The sequence below is a fragment of the Pseudomonas sp. HMSC063H08 genome (assembly GCF_001813645.1).
GTDB classification, from domain to species: Bacteria; Pseudomonadota; Gammaproteobacteria; order Pseudomonadales; family Pseudomonadaceae; genus Pseudomonas; species Pseudomonas aeruginosa.
In genome coordinates, this window is sequence record NZ_KV813465.1 from 91,265 (window position 1) to 113,405 (window position 22,141).

Consider the following 22,141-nt stretch of genomic DNA (forward strand, 5'->3'; position numbering starts at 1 on the left):
AGCATCGCGCGCCGGGCGGGGCGTTTCAGCGGCGAACGGCGTTGGTGATCCAGGGCTCCAGGCGCTGGCCGAAGCTGAGGTGCAGTTCCAGCGGCGCTAGCCGGTAGTTTTGTCCGTCGACCTTGGCGAATACCGCGTGCCATTGTCGTGGCACGTTGATCGCGGCGAGGTCGGTACGGCTGATGTAGCCGCCGACCAGCGTCCTGCCTTCGTCGACCGCGGACCAGGGACGCACCCGGCCCTTGACGATGGCGTAGCGCTGGCGCTCGGGGTAGCGCTGGCGCAGGGCGGCCAGGTCGAGGCCGGTGTCGACGATGAACAGTCGGCTGGCCTCTCCCTGCTCATGCTTCAGTTGGTGGCGAGCGGCCTCCATCTGGCTGGACAGCATTTCGTCCTTGGGCAGGGCCTTGCTGCGGGCGCTGGCCTCGGCCAGGCGCTCCTCGGCCAGGCGTACTTCGCGGCGATAGGCCGGGCCGTCGAGCTCCAGGACCAGTAGCACCTGTTTTTCCTGTTGGCGGCGGTAGCGCCGTACGCTCTCTTCGTCGAGCGCGTCCGGGATGCTGAAACCGAGGGCGCGCATCTGCTCGGGCGGCAGCGGGGGCGCGAGGTCATTGGGCGGCTCGCCGTTCGGCGAGCGAAGCTCCAGGCGCAGTTCGACGCCACTGTTCTCTTCGCTCCAGAAGCCGTAGGACCAGTTGCGCTGGAGTTCGCGCTGACTGAGCACGAGCTTGCTTTCGGCCTCGCCGGACCGGTTCCAGGCGACGCCACCGAGGGCGGCCAGGTTCGCCGCCAGCAGCAGGAGGCTGCCGGCGATCAGGGCGTTGCGACGGTTGCGATTCATGCGTCAGTCCTCGCGGCGATGCCCAGGGGCGTGCGCAGGCGGCGCAGGACCAGCAGGATCAGCAAGGCGCTGAGGCCGAGCACCAGGAAGAACAGGTACTTCGGCATCGCTTCCCACCACCAGTCGAAGAACTTGGTGTAGAGGAAGATGACGAAGAAGGTGATCCCGGTATTGCTCACGTCGGCCCAGTTGCGTCGCGCGCCGAGCCAGATCACCAGGGCGGCGGCGACGAAGCCGGCGACCTGGTAGAGCCCCTCGATGAGCGCCGACGGCAGCGCCAGGTAGCTGCCTGAGCCCCAGTTGGCCAGCACCAGCATCGGCAGGAACAGGCCGAGCAGGGCGAACACCCGGTAGATCACGGCGAAGCCGCTGAAGTTGCGCTGCTCGAAGCACAGCGGCACGGCGAAGATCAGCGCGGCGGCGGGGAAGAAGTTCTCCGGTCGCTCGCCTACGCCCAGCCAGTAGCCGCCGCCCCAGGTGCCGACGCGCGCGGCGATGAAACCCATCACGCAGAGGATCGCCGCCGCCAGCAGCAGGCGGGCGTTGCACAGGTAGGCCAGGAGCAGGGCGTAGAGCGCCCAGGGCACCAGGGCCAGGTCGCTGGGGGTGACGTTGAATATCTGCCCGAGCATGGTCAGGTCGAGGACGAAGCAGGCGAACGCGACCATCGCCGCCAGCTTGCTGAAGTAGCCAGAGGCGTCCTTGGCCTGGACCCAGAGCGTGGCGAAGAACGCGGCGAAGGCGCTGCCGATCAGGATCGCCACCTGGGCGACGGTGGGGAACAGGCCCCAGAAGCGATAGAACAGCAGGAACACGCTGGCGGCGAAGGCCAGGGCGCCGAAGAACGAGGCTACCCGCATGCCCAGCGAAAGTTGCTGGCTGCGCAGGTCGTGGTCGATGTCGAAACGGTCGCGGTAGCTGTCCAGCAGGGCCAGGTGATAGTCGGCGAGTTGCCGGGCCTGGGTCGGTTCGAGGCGGAACGCCTGCTCCTGGTCGAGGCGTTGCAGCTCGCGCTGGAACACCAGGATGTCGTTGGCGCGCTGCTGTGCCTGGGCGCGGTCGATGGGTTGCATGCATGCTCCTTGAGCCTTGCCGGCGGTGCCGACAGTCCTTGATCCGCGCACTCTACCGAGAAACGCCGGCGGCGGTCACGCCCTGGAGGGGCCTGTCGTTGGTCGGATTCAGGGAATTTCCGTTTTTCCCTTCGGTCTCTAGTGCAGCCGGGTTGCAACCGCCGCAACCGGCTTCCCGCTCCATCGGGATCTTGTCCAGGCGTGGTTCGGCTGCGTTCTGCGATGAAGGAGAATGCTGATGGTCATGCGATTGATCGGGCTGCTGCCGGCGGCCTTCCTGGGGAGCGGTTGCAGCGGGGGGCCGGGCGCCTGCGTCGAACTGGACTTCGACCAGGGTTACTACGGCTACCATCGCGGTGGCCCGCCCCATTGTCCTCCAGGCCAGGCCAAGAAAGGCTGGTGCTGAGCCCGCTCCCTTTTCCCGAGTCTTCACGTCGTATGCGCGCCTCGCAGCGTCGCCGGTTGTCCGGCTGGCGGCGGGGCCGCAGGAGGCTGCCATGTGGCGCACATTCCTGAGAGTCCCGCTTCTTCTGCTTCTCGCCAGCCTGGGTGGCTGCGCGGTGTATGACTACGACTACGATGACGGCGACTGGCGCCGCTATCGCGGCCAGCCCTACGCCTACGAAGTGCCACGCTATCGCGTCTACGACGATGGCTGGCGTAGCGAACGGCGCTACTACTCGACGCGCTACTACGACCAACGCTACTACCCGGCGCCACGCCGCTACGATGGCCACCGCGACTACCGGCGCGAGCAATATCGCTACCCGCAGCGCCACCACGAATCGCGCCCGGCCCATCGCGGCGAGCGGCATCCGGGCAACTGGCAGCGCGGTGGCCAGCCGCAATGGCGCGGGCATTCTCCGCAACGCTGGCAGCAACACGGTGGGCAGGATCGTCCGCGGCACCAGGGCCAGCAGGGCGGGACACCTCGCTGGCGCAACTGAGGTGCGCAAGGAAAGGCGGCGCCTGCGGGCGCCGTCGTGCTTTCCAGTCGAAAGTGCGGACCCCCTCGGCGCATTTGCTCGGCACACTCTGCCGACATCGAAACGAGGAGGTTCCCCCATGAGTCATTTCCTGTCGTTCGCCAAGGGCGCCCTGGCGATGTTCTGGCTCGTCGCGCTGGTCAACCTGGCCTACCCGCTGGGCGAGTTGCATCGACCGATCCTGCTGTTGTCCGGCGTGCTGGTGCTGGTCCATGCCGCCGAGATCCTGCTGCTCAACGGGCGTCTCAAGGCGCGCCCGGCACCTTGGCTGGAGCGCCTCCAGGTGCTGCTGTTCGGCGTCCTGCACCTGCGTAGCCTCGGCTGATTTACCCAGGCTTTACCCTCGCCGCGGGCACCGCCCGCGCGCCGCGCAGTCCGATGTGCAGGCTCCGGAACAGGCATTCCTCCGGCATCCGCAGGAGAGGCCGGAGTCGCACAGGAGGCGCCATGCGTCGTTTGCTTTCCTTGCTGATCCTCGTCCTGCCGTTGTCGGCCTGCGTGGTCTACGACCGCGACGACCACCGGTATCGTCCCGACTACCGCTACGAGCGCTATCACGACCGTGACCGTGACAACCGCGGGCGCGACTGGAACCGTACCTGGCAGGAGCGCCGCGACGACGCTCGCTGGCGCTGAGCCTCAGGTGGCGGCGAAGCGCCGGTCCTGTTCCAGCACCCGCTCGACGAACACTGCCGCGGCCGGCGACAGGCTGCGGCCGGCACGGCTGACCAGACCGTAGGCGGAGCCCTTGGCGCGGGCGGGCTCGGCGCCGGCGGGCCAGGGCAGCAGCGCCAGGCGGCCGGCCTCGACGTCGGCGGCAACCACGTCCCAGGGCGCCAGGCTGATCAGCTCGCTGGAGCCGACCAGGCCCTTGAGCATCAGCACATCGTCGCACTGTATGCCGAGCGGTTCGTCGCGTTGCAGCAGGCGCGCCAGGTCGCCGCGGACTGCCTCGGGCAGACGCGGGCCGGCCAGCGGGTAATCGGCCAATTGCCCGGCGCTCGGCCGCTCCAGACCCAGCAGCGGATGGCCGGGGCGGCAGAAGAGTACGCCGGGATGCTCGCGTAGCGGGTGGATGCGCAACTGCGGATCGCCTTGCAGCTCGCGGATATCGGCGACGAAGAGTTCGACGGCGTCATCCAGCAGGCGCTGGCGCAGGGTCTGCCAGTCCTCGATGAGCAGTGCGACGCGCACGCGTGGGTGGGCGCTGGAGAAACCGGCCAGTGCCTCGGGCAACAGCCGTGCGGCGGGGAAGGGACCGCCGCCCAGGCGTAGCTCGCCGCTGTCGAGATTGCCCAGTTGGCTTACCGCGTTGTGCAGTGCGCGATGCCCGGCCAGCAGGCGCCGAGCGTGTTCCAGCACCAGCCGGCCGTGGGCCGTGAGGGCCACGCCGCGGCTGCCGCGCTCCACCAGGGTGCAACCCAACTGTCCCTCCAGCGCCTGGATGCTGCGGGACAGCGCCGGCTGGCTGAGATTCACCGCTTCGGCGGCGCGGGCATAGTGGCCGTGCTCGGCGAGGGCGACGAAGTGGCGGAACTGGCGTAGATCGCTCATGCGGACTCCGCATCGAATGTGGACCTGGAATGCATTGGAATTATTGTCGTGCCGCTCGGCATAGTGCCAGCCGAACCTCACAACAATAAAACGGAGCATCCGATGAGCCGTCTGCTCGCACTCCTGGCGCTCGCCCCGCTACTCGCCGGCGCCGCCGAACCCTCCGCGTCCAAGCCGCCCAGCGCCTTCACCGTCGAGGCCCAGCGGCGGGTCGAAGCGGAATTGCCGTTCGCCGACCGTGCCGACTTCGAGCGCGCCGAACGCGGCCTGATCCGGCGCCCGGAGCGGGTGCTCATCCGCAACCCCGACGGCAGCGTCGCCTGGCAGCTCGGCGGCTACGACTTCCTCCTCGACGGCAAGCCCCGCGACAGCATCAATCCCAGCCTGCAACGCCAGGCCCTGCTCAATCTCAAGTACGGCCTGTTCGAGGTTGCCGAGGGTATCTACCAGGTGCGCGGCTTCGACCTGGCCAACATCACCTTCATCCGCGGCGACAGCGGCTGGATCGTGGTCGACACCCTGACCACCCCGGCCACCGCCAGGGCGGCCTACGAGCTGGTCAGCCGCGAGCTGGGCGAGAGGCCGATCCGTACGGTGATCTACAGCCACGCCCACGCCGATCACTTTGGAGGCGTGCGCGGTCTGGTCGAGCCGCAGCAGGTCGCCAGCGGCGCGGTGCAGATCATCGCTCCGGCCGGCTTCATGGAGGCGGCGATCAAGGAGAACGTCCTGGCCGGCAACGCCATGATGCGCCGCGCCACCTACCAGTACGGCACGCAACTGCCCAAGGGGCCGCAGGGGCAGGTCGACATGGCCATCGGCAAGGGATTGGCGCGCGGACCGCTGAGCCTGCTGGCGCCGACCCGCCTGATCGAAGGCGAGGGCGAGGACCTGGTGCTGGACGGCGTGCCGTTCACCTTCCAGAACACGCCGGGCACCGAGTCGCCGGCGGAGATGAACATCTGGCTGCCGCGGCAGAAGGCCCTGCTGATGGCCGAGAACGTGGTCGGTACCCTGCACAACCTGTACACCCTGCGCGGCGCCGAGGTACGTGATGCGCTGGGCTGGAGCAAGTACATCAACCAGGCGCTGCATCGTTTCGGCAGGCAGGCCGAGGTGATGTTCGCGGTGCACAACTGGCCGCGCTGGGGCAACGCGGAGATCGTCGAGGTGCTGGAGAAGCAGCGCGACCTGTACGGCTACCTGCACGACCAGACCCTGCACCTGGCCAACCAGGGCGTGACCATCGGCCAGGTGCACAACCGCCTGCGCCTGCCGCCCAGCCTCGACCAGGAATGGTACGACCGCGGCTACCACGGCTCGGTCAGCCATAACGCACGGGCCGTGCTGAACCGCTACCTGGGCTACTACGACGGCAACCCGGCGAGCCTCGACCCGCTCAGCCCGGAGGACTCGGCGGGCCGCTACGTGGAATACATGGGCGGCGCCGAGCGCCTGTTGGAGCAAGCGCGGGCGTCGTACGCCAGGGGCGAATACCGTTGGGTGGTCGAGGTGGTCAACAGGCTGGTCTTCGCCGAGCCGGATAATCGGGCCGCGCGCGAGCTGCAGGCCGACGCCCTGGAGCAACTCGGCTACCAGGCGGAGAACGCCGGCTGGCGCAACAGCTACCTCAGCGCCGCCTACGAACTGCGCCACGGCGTACCGCGCGACCAGCCGACGATGAAGGCCGGCAGCGCCGATGCCCTGGCGGCGATGGACACCGGCCTGCTGTTCGACTATCTCGGCGTGCGCCTGGACGCCGGCGCTGCGGAAGGCAAGGCGCTGAGCATCAACCTGCGCCTGCCGGACATCGGCGAGAACTACCTGCTGGAACTGAAGAACTCGCACCTGAACAACCTGCGCGGCGTGCAGAGCGAGGACGCCGGGCAGACCGTGAGCATCGACCGCACCGATCTCAACCGGCTGCTGCTCAAGGAGGTATCGGCGGTACGCCTGGTCTTCGAGGGCAAACTGAAGAGTTCCGGCAATCCGCTGTTGCTGGGGCAACTGTTCGGCATGCTCGGCGACTTCGACTTCTGGTTCGATATCGTCACGCCGGCGGCGAAGTCCGAAGGCTGACGACGAAGGCGCCCGAGAGGGGCGCCTGGTCTTTTCAGTAGGCCACGGTGAAGCGCTGGCGATGATGACGGGGCTGCTCGGCCTCGTCGAGCATGGCTACCGCCAGGTCTTCCAGGGAAATCCGGCTCTCGCCCTTGGCGTCGAACAGGACCTGGTCGCCGCCGAGGCGGAACTTGCCGCTGCGCTGGCCGGGTTCGAGGAGCATCGCCGGGCTGAGGAACACCCAGTCCAGTCGTTGCTCGCCGCGCAGTTGGTCGAGGGCGTCGGCGGCGCCGAGGGCGCCCTGCTTCCACTGCTCGGGGAATTCCGGGCTGTCCACCAGGCGCTGGCCGGGGGCGATCTCCAGGCTCCCGGCGCCGCCGAGAACCAGCAGGCGCGGCACGCCGGAGCGTTTCACGCCGTCGAGAATGGCCTGGCTGCCGGCGGCGTGGCGGGCGCGGAGGTCGGCGCTGCCCCAGCCGCCGTTGAAAGCGCTGATGACCACCTCGTGGCCTGCCACGGCGCTGGCCACCTGGGCCGGGTCGCTGACGTCCGCCTGCACTACGCCGAGGCCGTCGCGCGCCGCCAGCTTGCTCGGGTCGCGGACCAGGGCGGTTACCGCGTGGCCGCGTTGCAGGGCTTCGTTGAGGAAATAGTGGCCGACGTGGCCGGTGGCGCCGATCAGGGCGATTTTCATGCTGCACCTTCCGTTCGAGAAATGCCGCAGAGCGGCGTCGATCAGCATCATCCGCCCTGCGCTCGCCGGGATAAACCGCTGCGAGGGGGATGCACTCGTTAGCCCAGCTTAATAATCAGACCTCCTCGCTGTCGCTCATCAGGGTCAGGCTGCGGGCCACGGCGAGGGCGATGAACAGGACCCCGATCACTCCTTCGCTGCCGGCCAGCAGGCGCGCCAGCGGGTTGATCGCCTGGATGTCGCCGTAGCCCACGGTGGTCAGGGTCACCAGGCTGTAGTAGACGAAGGTATCCAGGCCGAGTGCGCCATGGCTGGCGATGAAGCTGGCTGGCTGCATCTGTTCGACCATGTAGTAGGCGAGAGCGAAGGCCAGCGCCATCTGCAGGTAGAGCGCGCAGAGTCCGTAGAGCAGCTCGTGGGTCACCGGGCGCTCCTGGGTGACGCGGCGGAACAGCGCGGCGAACAGGGTCAGATACAGCAGGATCAGGCTCAGCCCGCGCAGCAGGCCGGGCGGCAGGCTGGAGTAGGGACTGCTGAAGTCCGCAGTGGTGTACAGGGCCAGGCTGAACAGGCCGAAGAAGGCCGTCAGGTAGACCAGCGGACTGCGTCTGCGCAAGGTGTTCATCCCGGCCAGCACCAGCAGCAGGAGGCTGCCGAGCACCCGTGGCTTGGTGCTCGACGGCAGGCCGAGGATCGCCGTGAACAGCACGGTGGAAAAGAACAGCAGGCGGAAACGGTAACGCAGCAGCAGGGCGTTCAAGGCGGGCTCCTCGCATCGTCGAATCGACCAGCCTGGGCGCGGACCCGCCTGCCTGTCTATTGGCCTTGGGTCGGATCGAACAATTTCTGCACCACGGAAAAGTCCCGCTCCGCATAGCCCTGCTTCAGCAACAGGCGGTACAGGCTCAGCGCCAGGCTGCCCATCGGCGTGCTGCTGGCGCTGGCCTGGGCGGCTTCCTGGGCCAGGCCGAGGTCCTTGGCCATCAACTGGGCCATGAAGCCGCCGCTGTAGTCGCGCGACGCCGGAGCGTTCTCCATCACCCCCGGCCAGGGGTTGTAGACTTCCAGCGCCCAGTTGCCGCCGGAGCTGCGGCGCATGATCTCGGCCAGCACCTTCGCCTCGAGGCCGTTGGCCACGCCCAGGGCCATGGCTTCTGCGGTACCGATCATCAGCACCGCGAGGAGCTGGTTGTTGCACACCTTGGCGACCTGGCCGGCGCCGTCGGGGCCGGCATGGAAGATGTTCCGACCCATGGCCTCGAACAGCGGCCGGGCCTTCTCCAGGGCTTCGGCGTCGCCGCCGACCATGAAGGTCAGGGTGCCGGCTGCCGCGCCGGCAGTGCCGCCGGACACCGGCGCGTCGAGCATCGCCAGGCCGCGCTCGCGGGCGGCGGCGTGGACCTTGCGCGCCGAGGTCGGGGCGATGGTCGAGCATTCCAGCACCAGGGTGCCGGGGGCGATGTGCGCGAGCAGGCCATCGTCGTCGAGGTACAGGCCTTCGACGTGCTGGCTGGCCGGCAGCATGCTGATGACCACGTCGGCGCCCTGCACCGCGTCGCGGGCGCTGCGGGCGGCGCTGGCGCCGGCGGCGACCAGGCCGTCGACGGCGCTCTGCACCAGGTCGAAGACGTTCAGCAGGTAGCCGGCCTTGAGCAGGTTGGTGGCCATCGGCGCGCCCATGTGGCCGAGGCCGATGAAGGCGATCTGTTTCATGGAGCTCCTCCTGTGGCGGCCGCGAGGCCTCTTGGGGATGCTGTGAAACAGCTTAGACGCTATGGACGCGGCGGGCGCGCGCCCTCCTACGGCAGAGGGCGGCGCGGCGGATCAGAGCCCCGCCAGCGGATGCTCGCCCTCCCAGGTCGGCTCGAAGTGCGCCTCGATCACCGCCTGCGGGATCGATTCCACCTGCGGCCAATGCCAGTTCGGTGCGTTGTCGCGATCGATCAGCCTTGCGCGTACCCCCTCGGCGAAGTCCGGATGGCGCGTGCAGTTCAGGCTCATGGCGTATTCCAGGCGGAACACCTCGGCCAGCGACAGGTAGCGCGCACGCTCGATCTGCTGCCAGACCAGATGCGCGGTCATCGGGCAGCCCTCGGCCAGGGTCTTCGCGCCACGCGCAAGCAGCGGGTCGGCGTCGTCGCGCAGCGCCACCAGCGCCTGCCAGGCGCTCGCCAGGTCCGGCTGGTCGAGCAGTGCGTCCAGGCGCGGCCGGCGCGGGAGCAACTGGGCCTCCGGCAGTTCGCCGCGGGCCTCGTGTTCGAGGGCGCGAAGCAGGCTGTGAAGTTGCACCTGGGGCGACTCGTTCCAGTTCATCTGCACCAGGCCGGCGAGCAGGGCGTCCTGCTGGTCGTCGAGAAGGAAGCGGTCGGCCAGGTCGAGGTCGAGAGCGTCGCGGGCGTTCATCTGCGCCGCGCTCAGGCCGAGGAACAGGCCGAGCCTGCCGGGCAGGCGGGCGAGGAACCAACTGGCGCCGACGTCCGGGTACAGGCCGATGCCGATCTCCGGCATCGCCAGGCGGCTGGACGGGGTGACGATGCGAATCCCGGCACCCTGCATCAGCCCCATGCCGCCGCCCATTACATAGCCGTGGGCCCAGCAGATGAAGGGTTTCGGGTAGGTGTGGATGCGGTAGTCGAGGCGGTATTCATCGGCGAAGAAGCGTCGCGCCAGGGCCGGTACCTCGCCGGGTTGCTCACGGCAGGCGTCCACCAGCTTGCGCACGTCGCCGCCGGCGCAAAAGGCCTTGGCGCCGTTGCCGCGCAACAGCACGCAGGCGATGCCGGCGTCCTCGGCCCAGGCGTCGAGTTTCGCCGCCAGGGCCTCGATCATCGGCAGGGACAGGGCGTTCAGGCTCTTTTCCGCATCCAGGGTGGCAATGCCGATGCGGAAGCCATGCAGGCTCGGGCGTTCTTCGAAAAGCACGTTCATGTCGGGGCTCTCGGCTCGGGCGGGCTGTGGCGCAGCCCGCCGGGTTCGATGGGAAGGCTCAGCAGTTGCGCCACTTGGGATCGCGCTTCTCGAGGAAGGCGTTGACCCCTTCGCGGGTGTCCTGGGCGTCGAACAGATCGACGAAGCGCTCGCGCTCCTCCGGCAGCCAGGTGTTCGGCGCGCGTTCGCGGGCACCCTGGATCAGCGGCTTGATGGTGCGGATCGCCACCGGGCTCTGGCGTGCCACCTTGGCCGCCAGCAGCAGGGCGGCGCCGCGCGCCTCGCCGCTGTCCACCACCTGTTCGACCAGGCCGATGCGCAGGGCGGTTTCCGCATCCACCCGCTCGTTGCAGAGGATCATCCGCTTGGCCCAGCCTTCGCCCACCAGCCAGGGTAGCGCCTGGGTCCCGCCGGCGCAGGGCAGCAGGCCCACCGCGGCCTCCGGCAGGGCCATCTGCGCCTGGCGCTCGGCGATGCGGATGTCGCAGGCGAGGGCGCACTCCAGGCCGCCGCCCATGGCGTAGCCGTTGATCGCCGCGATCGACACCCCGCGGAAATCGCGCAGCGCCTCGAAGGCTTCGCCGAAGCGGCGGGCCATCTCGCGAGCGCGGGCCTTGTCGCCGTCGGCGAACATGTTCAGGTCGGCGCCGGCGGAGAAGAACTTCGGCCCCTGGCCGGTCACTACCAGGGCGTAGATATCGTCGTCGCGGTTGAGGTGCTCGATCAGTTGGCGCAGGCCGATCAGCGAGTCGCGGTCCCAGGTGTTGGCCGGCGGGTGGTTGATGGTGATCAGCGCGGTGTGCCCGTGCTTTTCCACGGTGAGCTTGTGGGTCAGGTCGAAGGAGGAAGCCTTGTAGGGTTCGACGGCAGTGTTCATGAAGTCCCTCACTGGATCATGGGCCGGGGCGTCCCGGCACTATCGGATGCGATGGTTCGCGGCGTTCACAGCAGGCGATCGAGCATGCCGCCCTGCTCCAGCAGGCGGCGGGCGACGATCACCCGCATGATTTCGTTGGTGCCTTCGAGGATCTGGTGCACGCGGGTGTCGCGTACCCAGCGCTCCAGCGGATAATCGTTGAGATAGCCGTAGCCGCCGTGCAGTTGCAAGGCCTCGTTGCAGACATCGAAGCAGCGGTCGGTGGCGAAGCGCTTGGCCATTGCGCAGTACAGGGTCGCCTCGGCGTCGCCGCGGTCCAGCCGATGGGCGCCGAGGCGGACCATCTGGCGGCTGGCGGTGAGTTCGGTGAGCATGTCGGCGAGCTTGAACTGCAAGGCCTGGAAGGTCGCCAGCGGCTTGCCGAACTGCTCGCGCTCCTCGACGTAGCGCATCGACTGCTCCAGCGCCGCCTGGGCGGCGCCCAGCGAACAACTGGCGATGTTCAGGCGGCCGCCGTCGAGGCCTTTCATGGCATAGACGAAGCCCTGGCCCTCCGGGCCGATGCGGTTGCCGGCGGGGATGCGCACGCCTTCGAAGGTGATGGTGCGGGTCGGCTGCGCGCGCCAGCCCATCTTGTCCTCGTTGCGGCCGTAGCGGATGCCGGGCGCGTCGGCCGGCACCAGGAAGCAGGAGATGCCCCTGGCGCCGTCCTCGCCGGTGCGCGCCATGACGATCAGCACCTGGGTGCTGCCGGCGCCGGAAATGAAGCACTTGCTGCCGTCCAGCACGTATTCGTCGCCCTCGCGGCGGGCGCGGGTGCGCAGGCGCGCGGCGTCGGAGCCGGCATCGGGCTCGGTCAGGCAATAGGAGGCGAGCGACTCGCCGCCGATCAGGCCGGGCAGCCAGGCCTCCTTCAGCGCCGCGTCGCCGAACGAGGCGAGCATCCAGGCGGCCATGTTGTGGATGCTGATGTAGGCGGTAGTGGCCACGCAGCCGGCGGCCAGTTGCTCGAAGATCAGCGAAGTGGACAGCCGCGACAGGCCCAGGCCGCCGTCTTCCTCGGCGATGTACAGGCCGAGGTAGCCCTGTTCGGCGGCGGCGCGGATGACTTCCACCGGGAAGTGATGGTCGCGGTCCCAGTCGGCCGCCTTCGGCGCCAGTTCGTGGCGGGCGAAGGCGCGGGCGCTCTCCACCAGCAGGCGTTGTTCTTCGGTGAGGTCGAAATCCATAGGTCCTCGGGTCACTTGAGATGGATGGTCATGTTCGGGCCGGCCGACGATTCGTCGGTCGTCGGTTCATCGTCGAACCAGCGGCTGGTGACGGTCTTGGTCTCGGTATAGAAGCGCACCGCCTGCTTGCCGTAGGCGTGCAGGTCGCCGTAGAAGGAACCCTTCCAGCCGGTGAAGGAGAAGAACGGCAGCGGTACCGGGATCGGCACGTTGATACCCACCTGGCCGACCTGCACCGCGTGCTGGTAGCGCCGAGCGGCGCCGCCGGAGCGGGTGAACAGGCTGGTGCCGTTGCCATAGGGATTGGCGTTGACCAGGGCAATCGCCTCTTCCAGGGTATCGACCTCCAGGCAAGCCAGCACCGGGCCGAAGATCTCCTCGCGGTACAGGCCCATCTTCGGCGTCACTGCGCGGAACAGGGTGGGACCGAGCCAGTTGCCGTTGGGATAGCCTTCGACCTGGCACTGCGAGCCGTCGAGCAGGCACTCGGCGCCTTCTGCCTTGCCTTCGGCGATCAGGCGCAGCACGCGCTGGCGCGCCTGCGGGCTGATCAGCGGACCATAGGCGGCGTCCGGGTCCTGCCAGTGGCCGGGGCGCAGGGCGGCCATCCGCTCGGCCAGCTCGGGAATCCACTCGCGCGCCGCGCCGACGAACACCGCCGCGCTGATCGCCATGCAGCGCTGGCCGGCGGCGCCGCAGCTGGCGCCGACCAGGTTGCCGAGGACCTGGGCCTTGTTCGCGTCGGGGAGGATCACCATGTGGTTCTTCGCCCCGGCGAAGGCCTGCACCCGCTTCAGGTGCGCGGTGCCGGTGCGGTACACGTGCTGGCCGACGGCGACCGAGCCGACGAAGGAAATCGCCCGGATGTCCGGGTGGGTGAGGAGGGCATCGACCTGCTCGCGGCCGCCATGGATCACCTGCAGCACGCCCTTCGGCGCGCCGGCCTCGAGGAACAGCTCGGCGAGGCGATTGGGTGTCAGCGGATCCTGTTCGGAGGGCTTGAGGACGAAGGTGTTGCCGCAGGCGATGGCCAGCGGGAACATCCACAGCGGGATCATCGCCGGGAAATTGAACGGGGTGATCCCGGCGCACACGCCGAGGGGCTGGATCCAACTGGCGGTGTCGATCTCGCGGGCGACGTTTTCCACCGTCTCGCCCATCATCAGGCTGGCCACGTTGGCGGCGTGTTCGACCACCTCGATGCCGCGCCACACGTCGCCCTTGGCATCGGCGAGGTTCTTGCCGGTCTCCCGGGCCAGCAGTTCGCCGAGTTCGTCGTGGTGTTCCTTGAGCAGGTGCTGGTAGCGCAGCATCAACCGCGCTCGCTCGGGAGCCGGGACTTCGCGCCAGGTCTCGAAGGCGCGCTGGGCGCTGGCGATGGCCTGCTCGATCTCGTCGGCGGTGGCCTTCGGCGCCAGCGCGAGGACGTCCTGGGTCGCCGGGTCGGTGACTTCGATCAGTTCGCGGGAACGGCTGCCGCGCCATTCGCCGTCGATCAGCTGGGGGATTGCCTTGGCCATCGTCGCCTCCGCTTCCCGGTGGACCGGGATGTTGTTTTGAGTCGTTATAGCCGGCCGCAAGCCGCCTGTGGATTGACGATCTTGCGCAAGGGATGGACGATCTTGGGATTCAGACTGCCGAGTCGCGTCGCCGTGAAGCGTTCCGTACAGACCTCCGCCTGGCCCCTGCCCAACCAGGGGGTGCGTTTCATCACGCCGCCCCGCCTGCGTCGCGCCCTGGCCCGCCATCCGCTCGGCCAGGCCTGCTACCCACTGGCCCTCGGTTACTACCCGGAGGCGCATGGCCACCACATGCAGCGGCGCGCGCCGGACGACCATCTGTTGATCTACTGCCGTGCCGGACGCGGCTGGCTGGAGTGCGCCGACGAGCGCGTCGAGGTCGGCGGCGGCGACCTGCTGGTCCTGCCCAAGGGCCTGGAACACGCCTACGGCGCCGACCCGCAGCGGCCCTGGAGCATCTACTGGGTACATTTCGAAGGCCTCCTGGCGGAGGACTTCCTGCGCCCGCTGGGCAGCGCTCCGCGCCTGCGCCTGGGCATGCAGCCGCGCCTGCTGGCGGAGTTCGACGCGCTGCTGGCGCTGCGTCGCCAGGGCCTCAGCCTGCCGCACTTCATCCATGCCGCGCACCTGTTGCAGGGCCTGCTCACCTCGCTGGCGGTGCGTCCGGCGCGGGCCAGCCTGAAATCCGGGCGGGTGCTGGACATCGACGCGGTGCAGGCGCTGATGCGCGCGCACCTGCACGACAGCCTCAACCTCGACGAGCTGGCGGCGCAGTTCAAGCTGTCGCGCTTCCATTTCGCCAAGACCTACCGCGCCCTGACCGGCCAGGCGCCGATCCAGGACTTCATCCAGATGAAGATGGCCCACGCCTGCCGCCTGCTCGACGAGGGCGCGCTGGAGGTGCGGCAGATCGCCGAGCAGCTCGGCTACGCCGATCCCTATTACTTCTCGCGGCTGTTCCGCAAGGTGGTGGGCATGGCGCCCAGTCACTACCGGGCGCTGCACCAGGGCTAGTGCTCCGGGCATAATGCTGCCTCCGGCCCGTGGGCCGAGACCGACAAGGATCGTCGATGCGCAAACCCCTATCGCTCTACCACCCCTGGCTCTACTGGCTGCGGGTCTGGCAACGACGTCTCTGGCGGCACTGCCGCTGGCGTCTTGGCGGCCGTCGCTACGTGCGGCTGCCATCGGTCGACGAGCGCCTGCCGTACCGCTACATCAAGCACACCTCGAAGTTGATCCGCCGCCTCGGCGACAGCGACCTCGCCCTGCAACGCAACAAGGTGGTCAACCTGCGCCTGGCGGTGGACTGCATGAACGGCGTGCGCATCGGCCCCGGCGAGTACTTCTCGTTCTGCCGGCTGGTCGGTCGGCCCAGCGCCCGGCGTGGCTTCGTCGAAGGCATGGAGCTGTCCTTCGGCGAGGCGCGCAGCGGAATCGGCGGCGGCATCTGCCAACTGAGCAACCTGATCCACTGGATGGCCCTGCATTCGCCGCTGCGCGTGGTGGAGCGGGCCAACCACAGCTTCGACCCGTTTCCCGACGAGGGACGGATCCTGCCGTTCGGCTCGGGCGCGGCGATCTTCTACAACTTCATCGACCTGGTGCTGCACAATCCGACGGCGGAAACCTTCCAGTTGCGCTTCCATATCGCCGCCCACCAACTGGAAGGCGAACTGCTGTGCAGCGCGCCGCGCCCTGTGCGCTACCACGTCTACGAGAGGGCCCAGCGTTTTGTCCGCGACGGCGAGGCAGTGCTGAGGCTCAACGAGATCTGGCGCGACATCCGGGAAAAGGGCCAGGCCGGCACCCTGCTGGCCAGCGAGTGCCTGTACCGCAATCGGGTGCGCGTGAAGTATCCGCTGGAGGAGGCCCGCCTGTCCCGAGATTGACAAGCGCGGCGCGCTTTTCTACGGTTCCGCGGCCACAGGCTGTCGGCGACCTTCTGAAAAAGGCCGGACGACTTTTTCAGTACCGAGACAGGGGGTTCCATGACCGATAACGACGACCGCATCAAGCTCGAGTCGAGCTGGAAGGAAGCGCTGCGCGAGGAATTCGACAAGCCCTACATGAAGCAACTGGGCGAGTTCCTGCGCCAGGAGAAAGCCGCCGGCAAGGCGATCTTCCCGCCCGGGCCGTTGATCTTCAACGCGCTGAACACCACGCCGCTGGAGAACGTCAAGGTGGTGATCATCGGCCAGGATCCCTACCACGGGCCGGGCCAGGCCCACGGCCTTTGCTTCTCGGTGCAGCCCGGCGTGCCGACGCCGCCGTCCTTGCAGAACATCTACAAGGAACTCAACCGCGACCTGAACATCCCGATTCCCAACAACGGCTACCTGCAGCGCTGGGCGGAGCAGGGCGTGCTGTTGCTCAACACCTCGCTGACCGTCGAGCAGGCCAAGGCCGGCTCCCACGCCAATGCCGGCTGGCAGCCGTTCACCGACCGCGTCATCGAGGTGGTCAACGAGCGTTGCGAGCGCCTGGTGTTCCTGCTCTGGGGCAGCCACGCGCAGAGCAAGCAGAAGCTGATCGACCCGCAGCGCCACCTGATCCTCAAGTCGGCGCACCCGTCGCCGTTGTCGGCCTACCGCGGTTTCCTCGGCAACGGTCACTTCAGCCGCACCAACAAGTTCCTCGAGCAGAACGGCAAGACGCCTATCGACTGGTCGCTGCCGGACCTCTGACCACTGTCGCCCAGCTCTTCACATGGCGGGCGCCGCTGTGTGCCCTCTGGCCGCGCGCGGAATAAAAAAGCCCGCACGAGGCGGGCTGGAAAACGCCACACATCCAGTGTGGCGGCGTGGCTCGATCAGCCGGCGCGCTTCCTCCAGTAGCGGAAGCACGGCTCGGCGAGGAACAGCACCAGCAATAGCCGCAGCACCTGCAGGGCGGTGACCAGCGGCACCGAGAGCTGCAAGGCTTCGGCGGTCAGGCTCAGCTCGGCGATGCCGCCGGGCATCATGCCGAGCATCAGCGACTGGTGGTCGAGGGTGGTCAGCCAGCCGAGCAACTCGGCGGCGAGCGCCGCGGCGAACATCATCCACAGCGTGCAGACCAGGGTGCGACTGACGAAGGCCGGAGCGCTGCGAAAGAAACTGCGGTTGAAATGGCAACCCAGGGCGCTGCCGATCAGCCATTGGCCAACGCCGCTGGAACCGGCCGGCAGGCCGATATGCAGGTCGAAGCCGAGGCTGACGCTGGCCGCCAGCAGCAGCGGGCCGAGTAGCCAGGGATTGGGTTGGCGCAACTTCTGCCAGCCCAGCGCGACCAGCGCCCCGGCCGGGAACAGCAGGGCCAGCCAGCGCCAGTCCACCGGCGCGGCCTGGTGCGGGCCCGGCTGGCCGCCGCCGAGCAGGTACTGGAACGCCGCCGGCACCAGCAGCACCACCAGCAACAGGCGCAGGCTCTGCGCTGCGGCGACGCGGCTGAGCACCGCGCCGTGGCGCTGCCCGAGGTTGACCATCTCGCTGGCGCCGCCGGGCATGCTGGCGAAGAACGCGGTGGCGCGGTCCTCGCCGCTGCGGCGCATGAAGGCGATCGCCAGTACGCTGGAAAGCGTGGTGGCCACGGCGCCGAAAACGATGATCGCGCTGTGCGCCAGCACTTGCTCGATCACTGCCGGGGTGAAGTGCAGGCCGATGCCGATGCCGACGATCCATTGCCCGCACTTGCGTGCCCCCGGCACTTCGGCCAGCGGCAGGTCGGCCAGGCAGCGCACCAGCATCACCGCCAGCAGCGAGCCGATCATCCACGGCAGCGGCCAGCCGACCAGGCTTGCCAGCCAGCCGCCAAGGGCGCCGACCAACGGCGTCGCCCAGTACAGCCTCCAGGTGACGCGCTCAGGCATCGGCCAGCCCTGTCGCGCGACGGGTCGCGCGGCGGCGCCAGGCACGGACCAGCGGCAACAGCAGCATCACCACCACCAGGGCCCAGGTCACCAGGCTGATCGGGCTCGACCAGAGGATGCCCAGTTCGCCGTTGGAGATCGACAGCGCGCGGCGCAGGTTCTGCTCCATCAGCCCGCCGAGGATGAAGCCCAGCAGCAGCGGCGAGAGCGGGAAGTCGAGCTTGCGCAGGATGTAGCCGAGCACGCCGATGCCGACCATCAGGAACAGGTCGAAGGTAGTCGCGTGCACGCCGTACACGCCGATCCCGGTGATGATCGCGATGGCCGGCACCAGGGCCCAGTTCGGCACCGCGAGGATGCGGGTGAACACACGGACCATCGGCACGTTGAGGATGATCAGCATGACGTTGGCGATGAACAGCGAGGCGATCAGGCCCCAGACGATGTCCGGTTGCTGCTGGAACAGCAGCGGGCCGGGAGTGATGTTGTACAGGGTCAGGGCGCCGATCATCACCGCAGTGGTGCCCGAACCGGGCACGCCGAGGGTCAGCATCGGCACCATGGCGCCGCAGGCCGCGCCGCCAATGGCGGTCTCCGGGGCAGCGAGGCCGCGCATGTCGCCCTTGCCGAACTCGCCCTTGGCGCCGGCCAGCTTCTTCTCGGTCATGTAGGCCACGGCGCTGGCCAGGGTCGCGCCGGCGCCGGGCAGCACGCCCATGACGAAGCCGAGCACGCCGCAGCGCAGGTTGACCAGGAATACGCTGGCGGCTTCCTTGAAGTTGAACATCATCCGCCCGGTGGCCTTGACCGCTTCCTGGCCGTGGTGGGTCTTTTCCAGCAGCAGGAGAATCTCGCTGACCGAGAACAGACCCAGTACCAGGACCACGAACTGGATGCCGTCGGCGAGGTGGATGCTGTCCCCGGTGAAGCGGTACACGCCACTGTTGGCGTCGATCCCGACGCAGGACAGGAACAGCCCGAGCAACGCCGCCAGCAGCGTCTTCAGTGGCTTGTCGCCGGCCATGCCGCCGAGGCAGACGATGGCGAAGACCATCAGTACGAAGTATTCCGCCGGACCGAAGGCGATCGCCCACTTGGCCAGCAGCGGGGCGAACAGGACCATCCCGCAGGTGGCGATGAAGGCGCCGATGAAGGAACTCCAGGCCGACAGCGACAGGGCCACGCCGGCCAGGCCCTTGCGTGCCATCGGGTAGCCGTCGAGGGTGGTCATCACGGTCGAGGCTTCGCCGGGGATGTTGAGCAGGATCGAGCTGATCCGCCCGCCGTACTCGCAGCCCAGGTACACGGCGGCGAGCAGGATCAGCGCGGTTTCCGGCGGCAGGCCCAGGGCGAAGGCCACCGGGATCAGCAGCGCCACGCCGTTGATCGGGCCGAGGCCCGGCAGCAGGCCGACGATAGTGCCGATCAGGGTGCCGATCAGCGCGGTGATCAGGTTGGTCGGGGTCATCGCGACGCCGAAGCCCTGGCCGAGGTAGTTCAAGGTTTCCATCGCGAAGTCCTCACAGCGGCAGGAAGTCGAGAACGCCCAGCGGCAGCGGGACGTCCAGGGCGCGGTCGAACAGCCAGTAGAGGCCGATCCCGAGCAGGCTCGCGGTGATCACCGCGGGCAGTGGCCGGGCGCCGTAGAGAATGGCCATGCAGGAGCCGACCAGGGCGGCGCTGAGGATGAAACCGAGCGCTTCGAATAGACCGGCGAACACCAGCAGCAGGGCGATGCAGGCGAGCACCTTGAGCAGCACGGCGCCGCTCAGCGGCTGTTCGTCCTCGGCGTGGCGGATCGGCGTCGGCCGCACGATCAACCAGGCCAGGCCGGCGCCCATCAGCGCCAGGCAGAGCAGCGGGTAGGCGCGCGGGCCGACCGGTTCGTAGGAAAACGGCGCCTGGTAACGCCAGCCGGCGACCGCCAGGCCGACGCAGGCGAGCAGCCAGAGCCCGGCGAACAGGCGCTGGTACAGGTTGGAACGGGTCATGGGACTATCCTCGTGGCGCGGCCGGGGCCCGGCCGCGCGCGGGCTGGCTTACTGGATCAGGCCGAAGTCCTTGGCCAGTTGCTTGTACTGCTGGACCTGCTGCTTCACGTAGCCGTCGAGTTCCTCGCCGGTCATGGCGAAGGGGAACAGCTCGCGCTGGTCGCGCAGCTTGGCGAAGTCCTCGGAGGCCAGCAGTTGGTCGAAGGCGTTCTTCCACCAGGCGTAGTCTTCGTCGCTGACCTTCGGCCCGAGGTAGAACCCGCGAACCACTGGCCAGACGATGTCGTAGCCCTGTTCCTTGGCGGTGGGGATGTTGGCCATCGCGGCCTCCGGCAGGCGTTCTTCGGAGAACACCGCGAGCAGGCGCATGTCGCCGCTGAGGATGTGCGGCATGGAGTCGGAAATGTCGGTGCTGCCGACCTGGATGTGCCCGCCGAGCAGCGCGGTGGCGATCTCGCCGCCGCCTTCCAGGGCCACGTAGCGCAGGTCGCGCGGATTGATCCCGGCGGCCTTGGCGATCAGCGCGGTCTGCATCCAGTCCTGGCTGCCGACGGTGCCGCCGGAGCCGATCACCACCTTGCTCGGGTCGGCCTTGAGCGCCTTCACCAGGTCGTCGAGGTTCTTGTAGGGCGAGTCGGTGCGCACCGCGATGGCGCCGTAGCTGGTGCCGATGGCGGCCAGCCATTTCACCGCGTTCTCGTCGAAGCGGCCGAACTTGCCCTGGGCCAGGTTCAGCAGCGAGCCGCTGGAGAAGGCGGTGATGGTGCCGGCGTCGCCGGGGCGTTGGGCGACCACCGCGTTATAGGCGACCGCGCCGACGCCGCCGGGCATGTAGGTGACGCGCATCGGCTTGCTCAGCAGCTTGGCCTCGACCAGGGCGCTCTGCGCCAGCTTGCAGGTGAGGTCGAAACCGCCGCCGGGGGACGCCGGGGCGATGCATTCGGGACGCTTGGGTTCGGCCACGGCGGCGCCGGCCAGCAGCAGGCCGGCGGCAACCAAGGCGAGGGGACGAAAAGACAGTTTCATCATCATCGGTGCTCCTGTGGAGTTCTTGTTCTGGCTTACCAGATCGGCAGGGTATAGCTGACGATCAGGCGGTTCTCATCGATGTCGCGGGTGAAATTGGAACGGAAGGTCGCGTTGCGCCAGCGGATTCCGAGGTTCTTCAGCGCGCCGCTCTGGAACACGTACTGCAGTTCGGTGTTGCGTTCCCATTCGCGGCCTTCGCCGCGCTGCCCGGCGAGTTCGACATTGTCGCCCTTGACGTAGCGGGTCATGAAGGTCAGGCCGGGAATGCCGAGGCCGACGAAGTCGTAGTCGTAGCGCAGTTGCCAGGAGCGCTCCTTGGGGCCGGCGAAGTCGTTGACCTGGACGAAGTTGACCAGGTACGGGTTGCTGCCTTCCAGGTAGGGGAAGGCGTCGTCGCCGTTCATTCGCTGCCAGGCCGCGCCGAAGGCATGGTTGCCAAGGCTGTAGGTGAACATGCCGTTGAGCGACTTGTTGTCGATGCCGCCGGCCTTGGCCGAGCCGCTGTCGGTGCTGCGGGCGAAGCGCAGGTCGCTGGTCAGTTCGCCGGGACCGATCGGCCAGCTGTGCAGCAGGCCGACGAAGTGCTGGCGGTAGACGTCCTGCAGGTTGCTGTAGTGATAGCTGGCGGTGAGTTGGTCGGTGAGCTTGTAGTCCAGTCCGCCGAGGTCGAAGTGATCGGCGCTGACCCCGGCGAAGCGGCCGTTCTTGTCGTTCAGCGCGAGGTCCTCGGAGTCGCTGGAGTCGCGGATCTTGGTCTTTTCCAGGCGCCCGGCGGTGAAGCCGAGGTCCTTGATCTCCTTCGAGGTGAGCAGCGCGCCTTCGAATATCTGCGGGAAGATCCGCCCGTTGTTCGGTTGTACCGATGGCAGCTTCGGAATCAGCGTGCCGACCTTCAGCTCGCTCTGCGAGACCTTGACCTTGGCGGTCAGGCCCAGTTTCGAGTAGGTGTCCGGCGCGCGGCCGTCGGAATCCTTCGGCAGCAGTCCGGTACCGCTGCGGCCGCGGCCGGAGTCGAGCTTGACGCCGAGCATGCCCATGGCGTCGAGGCCGAAGCCGACGGTGCCCTGGGTGTAGCCGGACTGCAGGTTGAGGATGAAGCCTTGCGCCCACTCCTCGCGCTTGGACTGGCCGGGGCCGTCGCGAAAGTCGCGGTTCATATAGAAGTTGCGGGTTTCCAGGCTGGCCTTGCTGTCTTCGAGGAAGCCGGCGGCGTTGCCCAGGGGCGCGATGCCGGCGAGCACGACGGCGGTGGTGGTCAGGGTGGTGCTGCGGGACAAACGTACAGACCTTGCGGCCTGCGGCAGGGAAGTCGACATGCAGTGGTCTCCGATTCTTGTTCTTGTACGCCGAGCACCACGCTGCAGGGCGTTTTGGCGGACGATCTGCGCCGTCCATCGATTGATCCTAAGACGCCAAGCTTTCGCCAGGCTTTCAGCAATCCCCGGTGGCAGAGAAGCCATTTACCGGAGGGTTTTCCCCGGTACACTTCGCCTCTTGTGCCCTCATCC

23 protein-coding genes are annotated in these 22,141 nt (G+C 68.1%); 8 read left to right on the forward strand and 15 right to left on the reverse strand.

What is annotated here, in order from left to right; genetic code table 11:
• Positions 1–25: 25 nt before the first annotated feature.
• Complete coding sequence (locus HMPREF2924_RS17445) at positions 26–841, reverse strand: DUF4824 family protein (RefSeq protein ID WP_003134388.1); 816 nt, start codon at positions 839–841, stop codon at positions 26–28.
• Positions 838–1,914: a DUF2157 domain-containing protein gene (locus HMPREF2924_RS17450; RefSeq protein WP_003134386.1), complete on the reverse strand. Its 1,077-nt coding sequence runs from the start codon at positions 1,912–1,914 to the stop codon at positions 838–840. Before HMPREF2924_RS17450 ends, HMPREF2924_RS17445 begins: the two co-directional genes overlap by 4 nt.
• A 232-nt stretch (positions 1,915–2,146) precedes the next feature.
• On the opposite strand from HMPREF2924_RS17450, the gene HMPREF2924_RS17455 reads away from it, so the two are divergent.
• The 4 genes from HMPREF2924_RS17455 (at position 2,147) to HMPREF2924_RS17470 (ending at position 3,536) form a co-directional block, all read left to right on the forward strand.
• Positions 2,147–2,320 (forward strand): hypothetical protein, encoded by a 174-nt coding sequence (locus HMPREF2924_RS17455; RefSeq protein WP_009878032.1) that lies wholly within the window; start codon positions 2,147–2,149, stop codon positions 2,318–2,320.
• Between the two features lie 91 nt (positions 2,321–2,411).
• A complete protein-coding gene (locus tag HMPREF2924_RS17460; protein ID WP_003134385.1) occupies positions 2,412–2,861 on the forward strand; it encodes a hypothetical protein in 450 nt (149 codons plus the stop codon).
• 118 nt (positions 2,862–2,979) lie between these two features.
• On the forward strand, positions 2,980–3,225 hold the full coding sequence (locus HMPREF2924_RS17465; protein WP_003085479.1) for a DUF1145 domain-containing protein: 246 nt from the start codon (positions 2,980–2,982) through the stop codon (positions 3,223–3,225).
• Between the two features lie 122 nt (positions 3,226–3,347).
• Positions 3,348–3,536, forward strand: coding sequence for a hypothetical protein (locus tag HMPREF2924_RS17470; RefSeq protein WP_009315243.1), 189 nt, complete (start codon positions 3,348–3,350; stop codon positions 3,534–3,536).
• A gap of 3 nt (positions 3,537–3,539) precedes the next feature.
• Here the strand turns inward: HMPREF2924_RS17470 and HMPREF2924_RS17475 are convergent, their stop codons facing one another.
• Entirely contained in the window at positions 3,540–4,454 is a 915-nt protein-coding gene (locus HMPREF2924_RS17475) for a LysR family transcriptional regulator (RefSeq protein WP_003134382.1), read from the reverse strand.
• 102 nt (positions 4,455–4,556) lie between these two features.
• Here HMPREF2924_RS17475 and HMPREF2924_RS17480 point away from each other — a divergent pair, with 102 nt between their 5' ends.
• Positions 4,557–6,533, forward strand: a complete 1,977-nt coding sequence (locus HMPREF2924_RS17480) for an alkyl/aryl-sulfatase (protein ID WP_003134380.1) — start codon at positions 4,557–4,559, stop codon at positions 6,531–6,533.
• Positions 6,534–6,567: 34 nt separating this feature from the next.
• Here the strand turns inward: HMPREF2924_RS17480 and HMPREF2924_RS17485 are convergent, their stop codons facing one another.
• From HMPREF2924_RS17485 to HMPREF2924_RS17515, 7 genes are all read right to left on the reverse strand, one after another.
• The gene (locus HMPREF2924_RS17485) at positions 6,568–7,209 is read right to left on the reverse strand and encodes an NAD(P)-dependent oxidoreductase (RefSeq protein ID WP_003098346.1); all 642 of its coding nucleotides are present in this window, start codon (positions 7,207–7,209) and stop codon (positions 6,568–6,570) included.
• A gap of 115 nt (positions 7,210–7,324) precedes the next feature.
• Positions 7,325–7,969, reverse strand: a complete 645-nt coding sequence (locus tag HMPREF2924_RS17490) for a potassium channel family protein (RefSeq protein WP_003085490.1) — start codon at positions 7,967–7,969, stop codon at positions 7,325–7,327.
• Between the two features lie 56 nt (positions 7,970–8,025).
• A complete protein-coding gene (mmsB, locus tag HMPREF2924_RS17495) occupies positions 8,026–8,922 on the reverse strand; it encodes a 3-hydroxyisobutyrate dehydrogenase (RefSeq protein ID WP_003116513.1) in 897 nt (298 codons plus the stop codon).
• Positions 8,923–9,033: 111 nt separating this feature from the next.
• Positions 9,034–10,137: an enoyl-CoA hydratase/isomerase family protein gene (locus HMPREF2924_RS17500; RefSeq protein ID WP_003114169.1), complete on the reverse strand. Its 1,104-nt coding sequence runs from the start codon at positions 10,135–10,137 to the stop codon at positions 9,034–9,036.
• A 58-nt stretch (positions 10,138–10,195) separates the two neighbouring features.
• Complete coding sequence (locus HMPREF2924_RS17505; protein ID WP_003085498.1) at positions 10,196–11,014, reverse strand: enoyl-CoA hydratase; 819 nt, start codon at positions 11,012–11,014, stop codon at positions 10,196–10,198.
• A 65-nt stretch (positions 11,015–11,079) separates the two neighbouring features.
• The gene (locus HMPREF2924_RS17510; protein WP_003085499.1) at positions 11,080–12,243 is read right to left on the reverse strand and encodes an isobutyryl-CoA dehydrogenase; all 1,164 of its coding nucleotides are present in this window, start codon (positions 12,241–12,243) and stop codon (positions 11,080–11,082) included.
• Between the two features lie 11 nt (positions 12,244–12,254).
• A complete protein-coding gene (locus tag HMPREF2924_RS17515) occupies positions 12,255–13,763 on the reverse strand; it encodes a CoA-acylating methylmalonate-semialdehyde dehydrogenase (RefSeq protein ID WP_003085501.1) in 1,509 nt (502 codons plus the stop codon).
• 132 nt (positions 13,764–13,895) lie between these two features.
• On the opposite strand from HMPREF2924_RS17515, the gene HMPREF2924_RS17520 reads away from it, so the two are divergent.
• The 3 genes from HMPREF2924_RS17520 to ung all read left to right on the forward strand — a co-directional run bounded on the left by HMPREF2924_RS17520 (position 13,896) and on the right by ung (position 16,450).
• Positions 13,896–14,777, forward strand: a complete 882-nt coding sequence (locus tag HMPREF2924_RS17520) for an AraC family transcriptional regulator (RefSeq protein WP_010793852.1) — start codon at positions 13,896–13,898, stop codon at positions 14,775–14,777.
• A gap of 56 nt (positions 14,778–14,833) precedes the next feature.
• Positions 14,834–15,655 (forward strand): VanW family protein, encoded by an 822-nt coding sequence (locus HMPREF2924_RS17525; RefSeq protein ID WP_003134367.1) that lies wholly within the window; start codon positions 14,834–14,836, stop codon positions 15,653–15,655.
• Positions 15,656–15,754: 99 nt separating this feature from the next.
• Positions 15,755–16,450, forward strand: a complete 696-nt coding sequence (gene ung, locus HMPREF2924_RS17530; protein WP_003134365.1) for a uracil-DNA glycosylase — start codon at positions 15,755–15,757, stop codon at positions 16,448–16,450.
• 125 nt (positions 16,451–16,575) lie between these two features.
• Here the strand turns inward: ung and HMPREF2924_RS17535 are convergent, their stop codons facing one another.
• Genes HMPREF2924_RS17535 through HMPREF2924_RS17555 form a run of 5 tightly spaced genes read right to left on the reverse strand, consistent with a single transcriptional unit; the run spans position 16,576 to position 21,949 of the window.
• Positions 16,576–17,613, reverse strand: a complete 1,038-nt coding sequence (locus HMPREF2924_RS17535) for an AbrB family transcriptional regulator (RefSeq protein WP_003134364.1) — start codon at positions 17,611–17,613, stop codon at positions 16,576–16,578.
• Positions 17,606–19,123 carry a tripartite tricarboxylate transporter permease gene (locus HMPREF2924_RS17540; protein ID WP_003085514.1) on the reverse strand — a complete coding sequence of 506 codons (1,518 nt, stop codon included), beginning with the start codon at positions 19,121–19,123 and terminating at the stop codon, positions 17,606–17,608. Before HMPREF2924_RS17540 ends, HMPREF2924_RS17535 begins: the two co-directional genes overlap by 8 nt.
• A 10-nt stretch (positions 19,124–19,133) precedes the next feature.
• Positions 19,134–19,604 (reverse strand): tripartite tricarboxylate transporter TctB family protein, encoded by a 471-nt coding sequence (locus tag HMPREF2924_RS17545; protein ID WP_003085516.1) that lies wholly within the window; start codon positions 19,602–19,604, stop codon positions 19,134–19,136.
• Positions 19,605–19,652: 48 nt separating this feature from the next.
• The gene (locus tag HMPREF2924_RS17550) at positions 19,653–20,636 is read right to left on the reverse strand and encodes a tripartite tricarboxylate transporter substrate binding protein (RefSeq protein WP_003085519.1); all 984 of its coding nucleotides are present in this window, start codon (positions 20,634–20,636) and stop codon (positions 19,653–19,655) included.
• A 29-nt stretch (positions 20,637–20,665) separates the two neighbouring features.
• Positions 20,666–21,949 carry an OprD family porin gene (locus HMPREF2924_RS17555; protein ID WP_003134362.1) on the reverse strand — a complete coding sequence of 428 codons (1,284 nt, stop codon included), beginning with the start codon at positions 21,947–21,949 and terminating at the stop codon, positions 20,666–20,668.
• Between the last annotated feature and the right edge of the window lie 192 nt (positions 21,950–22,141).

Excerpts from the sequence above, each read along its gene's own strand:
- HMPREF2924_RS17485 (WP_003098346.1), bottom strand. The coding sequence starts at position 7,209 with ATGAAAATCGCCCTGATCGGCGCCACCGGCCACGTCGGCCACTATTTC.
- HMPREF2924_RS17500 (WP_003114169.1), bottom strand. The coding sequence starts at position 10,137 with ATGAACGTGCTTTTCGAAGAACGCCCGAGCCTGCATGGCTTCCGCATC.
- ung (WP_003134365.1), top strand. The coding sequence starts at position 15,755 with ATGACCGATAACGACGACCGCATCAAGCTCGAGTCGAGCTGGAAGGAA.
- HMPREF2924_RS17515 (WP_003085501.1), bottom strand. The coding sequence starts at position 13,763 with ATGGCCAAGGCAATCCCCCAGCTGATCGACGGCGAATGGCGCGGCAGC.
- HMPREF2924_RS17535 (WP_003134364.1), bottom strand. The coding sequence starts at position 17,613 with ATGCCTGAGCGCGTCACCTGGAGGCTGTACTGGGCGACGCCGTTGGTC.
- HMPREF2924_RS17525 (WP_003134367.1), top strand. The coding sequence starts at position 14,834 with ATGCGCAAACCCCTATCGCTCTACCACCCCTGGCTCTACTGGCTGCGG.
- mmsB (WP_003116513.1), bottom strand. The coding sequence starts at position 8,922 with ATGAAACAGATCGCCTTCATCGGCCTCGGCCACATGGGCGCGCCGATG.
- HMPREF2924_RS17540 (WP_003085514.1), bottom strand. The coding sequence starts at position 19,123 with ATGGAAACCTTGAACTACCTCGGCCAGGGCTTCGGCGTCGCGATGACC.
- HMPREF2924_RS17545 (WP_003085516.1), bottom strand. The coding sequence starts at position 19,604 with ATGACCCGTTCCAACCTGTACCAGCGCCTGTTCGCCGGGCTCTGGCTG.
- HMPREF2924_RS17460 (WP_003134385.1), top strand. The coding sequence starts at position 2,412 with ATGTGGCGCACATTCCTGAGAGTCCCGCTTCTTCTGCTTCTCGCCAGC.
- HMPREF2924_RS17480 (WP_003134380.1), top strand. The coding sequence starts at position 4,557 with ATGAGCCGTCTGCTCGCACTCCTGGCGCTCGCCCCGCTACTCGCCGGC.
- HMPREF2924_RS17465 (WP_003085479.1), top strand. The coding sequence starts at position 2,980 with ATGAGTCATTTCCTGTCGTTCGCCAAGGGCGCCCTGGCGATGTTCTGG.
- HMPREF2924_RS17450 (WP_003134386.1), bottom strand. The coding sequence starts at position 1,914 with ATGCAACCCATCGACCGCGCCCAGGCACAGCAGCGCGCCAACGACATC.
- HMPREF2924_RS17505 (WP_003085498.1), bottom strand. The coding sequence starts at position 11,014 with ATGAACACTGCCGTCGAACCCTACAAGGCTTCCTCCTTCGACCTGACC.
- HMPREF2924_RS17550 (WP_003085519.1), bottom strand. The coding sequence starts at position 20,636 with ATGATGATGAAACTGTCTTTTCGTCCCCTCGCCTTGGTTGCCGCCGGC.
- HMPREF2924_RS17455 (WP_009878032.1), top strand. The coding sequence starts at position 2,147 with ATGCTGATGGTCATGCGATTGATCGGGCTGCTGCCGGCGGCCTTCCTG.
- HMPREF2924_RS17445 (WP_003134388.1), bottom strand. The coding sequence starts at position 841 with ATGAATCGCAACCGTCGCAACGCCCTGATCGCCGGCAGCCTCCTGCTG.
- HMPREF2924_RS17555 (WP_003134362.1), bottom strand. The coding sequence starts at position 21,949 with ATGTCGACTTCCCTGCCGCAGGCCGCAAGGTCTGTACGTTTGTCCCGC.
- HMPREF2924_RS17470 (WP_009315243.1), top strand. The coding sequence starts at position 3,348 with ATGCGTCGTTTGCTTTCCTTGCTGATCCTCGTCCTGCCGTTGTCGGCC.
- HMPREF2924_RS17475 (WP_003134382.1), bottom strand. The coding sequence starts at position 4,454 with ATGAGCGATCTACGCCAGTTCCGCCACTTCGTCGCCCTCGCCGAGCAC.
- HMPREF2924_RS17510 (WP_003085499.1), bottom strand. The coding sequence starts at position 12,243 with ATGGATTTCGACCTCACCGAAGAACAACGCCTGCTGGTGGAGAGCGCC.